At 59.8% G+C, this 8,666-nt stretch carries 11 protein-coding genes; all 11 read right to left on the bottom strand.

Annotation, left to right across the window (positions count from 1 at the left end):
• Positions 1 to 137 precede the first annotated feature (137 nt).
• Positions 138 to 1,340, bottom strand: coding sequence for a hypothetical protein (locus M3O22_07350; GenBank protein ID MDP9196562.1), 1,203 nt, complete (start codon positions 1,338 to 1,340; stop codon positions 138 to 140).
• A 302-nt stretch (positions 1,341 to 1,642) separates the two neighbouring features.
• Positions 1,643 to 2,275 (bottom strand): SDR family oxidoreductase, encoded by a 633-nt coding sequence (locus M3O22_07345; protein ID MDP9196561.1) that lies wholly within the window; start codon positions 2,273 to 2,275, stop codon positions 1,643 to 1,645.
• Positions 2,272 to 2,841 carry an alpha/beta hydrolase gene (locus tag M3O22_07340; GenBank protein ID MDP9196560.1) on the bottom strand — a complete coding sequence of 190 codons (570 nt, stop codon included), beginning with the start codon at positions 2,839 to 2,841 and terminating at the stop codon, positions 2,272 to 2,274. The genes M3O22_07345 and M3O22_07340 overlap by 4 nt, the downstream gene beginning before the upstream one ends.
• 161 nt (positions 2,842 to 3,002) lie before the next feature.
• Positions 3,003 to 3,296, bottom strand: coding sequence for an HPr family phosphocarrier protein (locus tag M3O22_07335; GenBank protein MDP9196559.1), 294 nt, complete (start codon positions 3,294 to 3,296; stop codon positions 3,003 to 3,005).
• 2 nt (positions 3,297 to 3,298) lie between these two features.
• Positions 3,299 to 3,706, bottom strand: a complete 408-nt coding sequence (locus M3O22_07330) for a PTS sugar transporter subunit IIA (protein MDP9196558.1) — start codon at positions 3,704 to 3,706, stop codon at positions 3,299 to 3,301.
• A complete protein-coding gene (gene rapZ, locus M3O22_07325; protein ID MDP9196557.1) occupies positions 3,703 to 4,629 on the bottom strand; it encodes an RNase adapter RapZ in 927 nt (308 codons plus the stop codon). Before rapZ ends, M3O22_07330 begins: the two co-directional genes overlap by 4 nt.
• Before the next feature lie 81 nt (positions 4,630 to 4,710).
• Entirely contained in the window at positions 4,711 to 5,313 is a 603-nt protein-coding gene (locus M3O22_07320; protein ID MDP9196556.1) for a hypothetical protein, read from the bottom strand.
• Between the two features lie 377 nt (positions 5,314 to 5,690).
• Complete coding sequence (gene truB / locus M3O22_07315) at positions 5,691 to 6,599, bottom strand: tRNA pseudouridine(55) synthase TruB (protein MDP9196555.1); 909 nt, start codon at positions 6,597 to 6,599, stop codon at positions 5,691 to 5,693.
• 1 nt (position 6,600) lies between these two features.
• Entirely contained in the window at positions 6,601 to 7,845 is a 1,245-nt protein-coding gene (locus tag M3O22_07310) for a hypothetical protein (GenBank protein ID MDP9196554.1), read from the bottom strand.
• 1 nt (position 7,846) lies between these two features.
• Positions 7,847 to 8,266 (bottom strand): 30S ribosome-binding factor RbfA, encoded by a 420-nt coding sequence (rbfA, locus tag M3O22_07305; GenBank protein MDP9196553.1) that lies wholly within the window; start codon positions 8,264 to 8,266, stop codon positions 7,847 to 7,849.
• A partial coding sequence (locus M3O22_07300) for an MltA domain-containing protein (protein MDP9196552.1) occupies positions 8,266 to 8,666 on the bottom strand: 401 nt, incomplete at its 5' end. The genes rbfA and M3O22_07300, both read right to left, overlap by 1 nt.

The following is an 8,666-nucleotide window of genomic DNA, read 5'->3' as shown; positions in this document are numbered from 1 at the left end:
AAAAAGAAAACAGCAGAAGCGTTTCATATAAAAAGCCTTTCCATGAAGAACCCCCCTCCTGTGAAAGGAGAGGGGATTCATAAAACGCAACACCGGGTTTTTTGTTCAGCCGGATATCGGGAAACAGCCCTGTCTGACTAGCGCGAGGGCGGCCCGGGAATGGCAGGGCCGGCGTAAGGCCTGAAAGACCAGGTGAGGGTGGCCGTGCCGGCAACCATGTTTTTGCCATAGCCGAATTTGTTCTCTCCACCTACACCTTCCAGGGTAAAGATTTTTTCCCCGGACAGTGGCGCACCGTTCCAGAAAATCCTGAAAATCTGTCCGCGCAGGTCCTTGTCAAATTTGTCCTGCGCGTTCGCCGGAGGATCTTTCACAACGACAGGCGGATTATAGATATTTGCCTTTTCCTGTGATTTGGGCATGACAATGGGCGGGTAATGATATTCCGTCTCCACAGGAATAGAAGGGAAGTTGATATTAAGGGTGTAGATTTTCCCGGCTTTCACATCGACCACCGTATCGCCGGCACAGATCAGACCGGGAGCTTTCGGGTCCAGGTCGCTCTCGCCTCTTGTATAGTCATGCCCTTCACGGCCGCCGCCAATATCCTGGGTTTTCCCTGTACCGGACCGGTCAATCCTGCTGTGGCCTGTGGTCGTGCACCGGGTTCTGTAGTACTGGAAGCGGTCTTCCGGCTCTTCAGGCTCTGGCGCGTCAGCTGTAACGGGACCTGTGGACCGCTTTCTGGCCAGATCATCCATGCATTTTTCATAGCCTTTGCTGCCAAAGGCGTGTCCATGAATATTGGTGCAATCTGCACTCATGGCCTGAAAGTCAGCAGCAACCTGGGCGCCCTGCGGGCCGCGCTTTGACATATTCTGCATGGCCATGTCCATGGCTGCCTTCTGCAGGCAGTTTTTGTCGCCGCTACAGACCTGAACCTTTTTCTGCATCTCCTGCATTTTGGCCATGTCGGGCATAGCGGCTGTGCTGGCCATGGGGGAATGTCCCGCCGCCGGCTTTTGCGCTGCCAGCTTCTGATGGTACAAAGGGTCCATGCTGTTATAATTGCGCAGATTGCCAACAGTCTTCATGGGAATTTCTGAGGTGTGAATTTCCCTGACGGTGGCATTGCGCCATTCATCCTTGTCCTTGCCGTTTTCCCAGGTTTCCGTGGCATCGATTTTCAGCTCAAGCCTGAGAACGCTGTACGCAGGTTCAGTCGCCGCACGGGCGGGTGATGCTGTGCCGCTGTTATACAGAGCCAGACCGGTGACCAGAGCTGTCACGGCAGCAGCGCCAGCCAGCCATGATGCGATACGGCGGGACGGTAAGGACATGGAACCCTCACTTGAAAAGGATGTGTTCAGACTGGAATATCCCCATGGCCAAAACAAGGCCTGTCTCTCTTGCATCAATTTTATAGCATACTCGATCTGCGTGTCGCCGTTATCCGTTTGATTGTCCACACGCCCTGATCAAAAATGAAGATATAAAAAAAGCTGCCTCCGAAGAACAGCCCGTGAACGAAAAAGGAAAAGGCAGATCAGCCTTTGCCGGATATAACCAGTGTATCGACAGCGGACAAGGGTGAACGGGTCAGGACGAACCGGACAGCATCGACAACATCCCGGACACCCACTCAACCTGGCCCGTGTTTTTCCCGCAGGGAAGCACTGTCGTCAAACCATGTACTGTCTCCCAGAATACCCGTGGGCAGGATGTTGCAGACACTGATGCCATCGACTTTCAGTTCCTGGCGCAGGATATCGCCCATGCCTGCCTGACCGTATTTCGAGGCGTAAAAAGCCACCGAACCATCAACCAGAGCAGCATTCGGCAACCCGCCCATGGAGACAATATTGATGACATGGGCACCTGTTGCGGTTTTCTTCAGCACCGGCTTCAGATGCTTTGCCAGAAGGATCCCGGCCGTGATGGTCACGCTGATCTGGTCTGCAATCTGTGTGTCGGTGAGGTTTTCCAGTGGTCCTTCCGTCCATCCCGCCGCGTTGTTGACCAGAACATCAATGGAAGAATGGTCCTGAAGAATATCCCGGCAGGCTTTCGCGATCTGGTCCGGAGCAGAAAGATCGGCTCCGCATACGCCCGCCGCAACATTGTAATGTTGCCGGACCAGGTCCGCCGTCTGCTGCAGGTCCGCAGGGCTCCGGCCTATCAGAAGCGGCAGGAAACCGGCCTCGGCCAGACCCAGGGCCAGCGCCCGCCCCAGTCCACGTCCCGCGCCAGTGATTACTGCTTTCTTCTGTGTCATTCTGATCCCCCGCACACAAGATTTCGCAGGCGGGGGAAAGCTGTGTATCCGCTTTCGGCATTCAGGTGGCCACCGCCGGTGACAAGCTCCACCGGAACTCCCATGCTGCGGGCCAGAAATTCCGCCTGCGCCAGCGGCACATACGGATCATTGTCGCCGTGCAGGATATGCGCCTGGCCAGCGTTGCGGCGGATTTTCTCCCAGTCAAAGGCATGATGAACAAAAGTACGATTCAGGACGTCGTATTCGGGGTGTCCCACATCGGCTGTCACAGGACTGACGAATACCGTCATGGCCACAGGCTCGCGCACCGCCTCCAGGATGTGCAGCAGGAATGTGGCACCGCAACTGTGCCCGATCAGGGTCGTATTCCGGCCGAAGATGGGCGCCTGCTCCCGCAGGGCGGTGCACCAGCCCTCTCTGTCCTGTCCTTCCGGCGTGGGCAGGCGCGGTACAAATACCTCGTGCCCGCAGGCCTCCAGCTCGCCCTTCAGCCATGGGAACCAGTTGATGACCGGTGAGCCTTTGGTTCCGTGCAGGATAACCGTCTGATGACGTGCCGTCATTCCGGCCTCTTTTCCTGACGCCTGTACCACATATTCTCACCAGTAAACATTAAACCGGTTTAAAATATGTTTTCCTGTTCATAAAGGAAAGTTTCCAGTTTTCTGGAAACGACAAAAATTCAGTCTCCGCCGCCAGTCAACACAGAATGAATGGGCTATTATTATTCTTCGTCGAACTTCCGGCTGACCAGCTCCGCCAGCGCCTCCACCGCCTCGGCTGCCTGGGGACCTGTGGCGCGCAGGGTGATGTCACAGCCCGGCGCGGCCGCCAGCATCATCAGGCCCATGATGGATTCGCCGGACACAGTTGTCCCGTTGCGGCTGACTTCGACCTGCGCCCTGAACAGCGCCACGGTCTTGACAATGCGGGCCGCAGCCCTGGCGTGAAGTCCGCGCTGGTTGGTGATGGTCACAATCCTGGAAACCGCCGCAGCCGATGGCTTGCCACGAGGCATGGTCAGCCCGCTTTCCGGGCCAGCAGGGCCGAGGCCACATTGATGTATTTCCGTCCGGCCTCACAGGCGCTGGCTACCGCGCGCTCCAGCGGTTCCGTGGCACGCACACCGGCCAGTTTGATCAGCATGGGAAGATTGATTCCCGCCAGTACTTCCACGTTGGCCTGGTCCATCAGGGAGATGGCCAGATTGCTGGGCGTTCCGCCGAACATGTCCGTCAGGATCACAACGCCCGCGCCGCTGTCCACCGTCCTGATGCATTCCAGGATTTCCTCGCGCCGCCGGTTCATGTCATCTTCGGGGGCAATGCAAACCGCTGCGGCCTGTTTCTGCTCCCCCACCACATGCTGCAGCGCCGCCAGAAAATCCGCGGCCAGACGCCCATGCGTTACAAGAACCATTCCGATCATTGTCCCGTACTCCTGTCTTCAGGGCTTCGCGCAGGGTCCGGAAGCGACAGCTCCCGGTGACGGACCCCGCCCCTGTACCCCTTCTCCTGTAACCACAGGCCCAGCTGCTGCGCAACAAAAACCGACCGGTGCCGTCCCCCGGTACATCCCACCGCAATGGTCAGATAGTTCTTCCCCTCCCGCACATAGCGGGGCAGCAACGGCTCCAGCAGCCGGACCATGTTCTGGAAAAACAGGGCATAGTCGGGATCGGCTGCGACCCTGTCCGCCACAGCGCTGTCCAGGCCCGTCAGGGGCCGCAGGGCGGGATCATAGTGGGGATTGTCCAGAAAGCGCACGTCAAAGACCAGGTCTGCCTCGCGCGGAACGCCGCCCCGGAACGCAAAGGAAGTGACAAAGATGCGCGGTCCGCCCCCTCCCTGCGTTCCATACTGGGCGGACAGGATGCGGCGCAGATCGTGGATGGACAGGGCCGAGGTGTCCAGGACCACATCTGCGCGACTGCGCAGGGGGGCCAGCAGCGATCTCTCATGGGCAATGCCATCGGCCACCGGCCTGTCGGTCGCCAGGGGATGCCGCCGGCGGGTTTCTGTAAAGCGCCGCTGCAGGATATCGTCCTGGCACTCCAGGAACAGCAGTTCAGGCGATGTGTCCGGCAGGGCCAGAAGCTCGTCCAGCAGTTGCAGCACATTCCCGGCGGAAAAACCCCAGGTGCGGCTGTCTAGGGCCATGGCGACAGGGGTATCCCCGCCCTGCCGGGCCAGACTGCCCCCCAGGGACAGGGGCAGGTTGTCCACCGCCTCGTACCCCAGATCTTCCAGCGCCTTGAGGGCCGACGACATGCCAGCCCCGGACAGTCCCGTCACCAGGACAATGCGCCGCCCGCCGGAAAACGGACCAGAAACCGGAGGGGAATCAGACATGAAACCCGACCCTGTTAAAAAGATACGGGGCCAAGGATGCACCATCCCTGGCCCCGGGTCGAGAGTTATCTGACAGGCAGACTAGAATCTGGCCTCCGGAAACACAGACCCGGCTGGCTGCAGTGATTGGGCTGTTTTCCGCCCTGCAGCGGCCGCGTCGGTTTCAGAAGCACCGCTTCCTGTTCCGCTGCCGGTTCTGAAGCTTTCAGGTCCCGGCGCAGAGACGGTCGGATTCTGTGCCGGAGAGGCTGTCGATGTTCCCGGGCTACTGGTTCTGGACCTTGCAACCCCCGGAGCGGGGACAGAAGGATTGTCAAAAACCCGCCTTACAACCTTTGTACAGAAGAACGTGCCATTTTTCTGTCCTCTCGACAGCGGACCAGACAGTATATTTACTGTACCATTGGCGTTTTCAGCTTTCACTCCGCGACGGTCCAGGCAGGCTACAAGCGCATCAGCAGGACTGTCATATCTTGCCATTCTCCGGGCTTCTGCGCCGGCAGCCTGTTGCCCGACAAGACCTGTGACATTTCCCTGCAATGCCCAATATCCCTGAAGATTTCCCTCAATATTCTGTACAGCGGCATCAACAGCGCGGAGCCGACGTTCATGGTCGTTCCGGTCTGTTTCGAGCGTTTCCAGCCTTCCTTCCAGCGCAACAATTTTGTCCTCTGCGGCCTTCATTCTGCCTGCTGTTGCACACCCGGTGTCTGCTGCAACAACGCCGGCAGCAAGCAAACCAGAAAGAATTTTCCTGAACTTCATGGCTTTATTCCCTTTCAGATGAGCCGTTCCTGTTTTTTTGTAAAATACAGAAATACTTTCAACAATGAGTTTTGAGAATCCCGGCCTCTCAGCCGGAACAGGGAAGGCAATTCAATACCATTTCCTCCCGGAAACCTCTGCGAAAATCACTCGCTCTTTATTGTCATCCCGAGCGCAAGGCCCAGCAGGGGCCTGAAGTTGAAGGATCTCCATAAGATTACTCCGCTCCGTCCCTGTCGGGACTTCGGTCGGAATGACAATAACGGACTTTCGCAGGAGGTTCCGGGAGAGGGAATTCAGGACGTACCGGGCATATTCAGCCCCCGCAGGACCCGGATCTTTCCGTCCCGAATACTGGCCAGGGCCACAGGGTGGGCCCGGTGCATCACCAGAAAAACTCCACCTTCCGTGTCCCGGCTCCTGGCCTCCAGTGCCTGCCCCCGGGACAGGGCCAGAGCCTCCCCGGCTGTCACTTCCAGAACCGGCAAGGTCGCCAGGGCTTTTTCCAGCGGGATGATCCGGGCCAGAACCGCTTCCGGCCCTGCTGCCTCCAGATCCGGCAGGGCCAGGGCATCTTTCAGGGAAAACGGCCCCACCGCCAGGCGGCGCAGACCGGACACATATCCCACGGTTCCCAGCTTCAGGGCCATATCCCGGGCCAGGGAGCGCACATATGTTCCCTTGCCGCATACCACCTCGAACACCGCACGGTCCGGATCAGGACAGTCCACCAGGGACAGCCTGTCCACACGCACCCGCCGGGGTGCATGCTCCACATCCTGTCCGCCGCGGGCCAGAGTGTACGAGCGCTGTCCCCCGATCTTCAGGGCACTGTAAGCGGGCGGAACCTGCAGGATATCTCCGTGGAACAGGGGCAGGATGCGGTGAATATCCTCCGCTCCCGGCCGCACGGGAGACGTGGCGGTCACCTCCCCTTCCGCATCGTCGGTGTTTCGGGCTTCTCCCCACCGGGCCGTAAAACGATAGGTTTTCAGGGCATCCATGACCCACGGCACAGTCTTGGTGGCCTCGCCGAACGCAATGGGCAGAATGCCCGATGCCAGAGGATCCAGGGTTCCGCCATGGCCGGCCTTTTCAGGTTTCAGCAGGTATTTTACCCGCCCCAGTACCTGCGTGGATCCCGGCCCCACAGGCTTGTCCACCACCAGCCAGCCATGCAGAGGCCGTTTTCCGGAAAACACCATTCTATGGCAGGGGCATCAGGTTGGGCTGATCGTTGCGGATGACATCCAGCCGGCCGTTGCGGACTCCGCAGGTCAGGGGCATGTGCGCTGTTCCGCCCAGGGTCCTGGCATCGGCATATTTGACCGGCACGGTGCCCAGAAGACGATCCTGACGCTCCCCCGTGTCACTGTCTGAATACAGGACAGCCACCTGGGCCGTGCCCTGCTGTCCCGTCAGGTATTCCAGCCCGGGCCACTGCAGATGCAGTACTGTGACCGGTTGCCCGGCCTCCGTGGTTGTCCAGCGACGGACCTTGGGCAAGGCAGCGGGCTTCCCATAGCCGGTGACCACAGTTCCCTCCACGGGCAAAACGCCGATCTGCCAGAAACCGGCATCCTCCGTCTGGTCGACGGGATCAAAGACCCAGACTTCCACATGATCGTTCCGCACCCAGGATTTTGCGGAATTCACAAGGGCAGGATCCTGCACCTGGACGTAAAGACCTCCGTCATCGGTCGCCACAGTCCGGAAAAAGGCTTTGCCCGGTTTGCCCACGATATAAAATCCTGTTCTGTCCGTCACATCCATGGCGCAGCTGCCCAGGGAAGTCCCCTCCGGCACGCCTCCTTCCACCGGTACGACCGGCAGAACCAGACCCGTGGCTGTTTTCGGGTCAGACGTGTCGGGACAGTGTGGTTCCACGCCCTTCTTTCCTTCTGCCCACCATGAACGCACAATGAAAGGATCGGCACTGCCTGCTGTGGCATAGCTGTCCCCGGTACCATTGTACCAGCCACACTCCCGCCAGGCTTTCAGATACAGGGGCGACAGATTCAGGGTCTCTTCCCTCTCCCACCGGTCCGCACTGCCGCCTGACTGGACGCGGCGCAGGGTGTTGGCGCTCACCGTCACGGTATCCTGGCCCACGCCTGCCGCGCCGTATCCGTCGTTGCAGATGGTCAGGACGGGCTGGGAATCCATGCTCCAGGATTTGTCCTTTTTGCCCATCACCAGACGCCAGTATTCCTGCCCACCCGAAACATCCTGTGTCCGGCCACAGGCGGCAAACGGCTCTGTGCCCGGCGGACTGGCCACACGCGTCTCGACCAGGCTGATCTGCTCTCCGTCAGCACCTGTTCCGGCATTGTGTGTTTTGACCATCTGGCAACGCTCACGTCCCAGGCAGGGTTCCGGCATTTCCGCGGCAGGAGCACCACCCGACAGCAGGACAAGCACTGCAGCGGAAAGGACCAGGGACAGGCGCATATCAGTCCTCCTCCCCCTCTTCGGGGGCCGGTGTATTCCTGAGGTCTTTCTGCACCTCGGGCCGGCGCAGCAGGCTGTCAATGCGCGATACCTCATCCATGGAGCGGTCCGCCTCGAACGACAGCTGGGGCACATACTGCAGGCGCACCGCCCTGGCCAGTTGCGATCGCATGAAAGGCGCCGCCCGGTTCAGGGCTTTCACAGCCTCATCCGTCCCTTTTCCGCCCAAGGGAATGACAAAGGCCGTGGCGTTTTTCAGGTCCGGACTGATCCTGACTTCATTGACAGTGACGTTCAGATCATGCAGGGCCGGATCGCGGAAATCCCCCTTTCTCAGTAATGCAGACAGGGCGTGGCGCAACTCTTCCCCCACCCGCAGCTGGCGCTGCGACGGGCCACGGGTATCACGACGCACAACCATCACTGCACCTCCGGCTTCGGCAGCAGGACATAGTACCGGCCTGGGCTTTTCATGACTCCGGCCCGCTGCTCCGCATCCTCGCCGTGCCCCCAGAAAAAGTCACCGCGCACAGGCCCCCTGATGGCTCCCCCCGTATCCTGGGCCACCATCAGGCGGCGCAGGGGACGGCTCATGTCCAGCGGGTCCACAGTGTCCAGCCACAGGGGCGCCCCCAGCGGAATAAGGGTCCTGTCCACAGCCAGCGAGCGGCCGGGCGTCAGGGGAACATTCTGGGCTCCCAAAGGCCCCTCCTCCCCGTCCAGCTCCCGGAAAAATACATACGAGGCATTCTGGTGCATCACTTCGGCCGCCCGGTCCGGATGGGCCGCCAGCCAGGCCCGGACAGCCGGCATGGTAACCT

Source organism: Pseudomonadota bacterium, assembly GCA_030775045.1.
Classification (GTDB): Bacteria; Pseudomonadota; Alphaproteobacteria; order JALYJY01; family JALYJY01; genus JALYJY01.
Note: the sequence above shows the minus strand (reverse complement) of the source record. Positions and strands in the feature narration are given on the sequence as shown.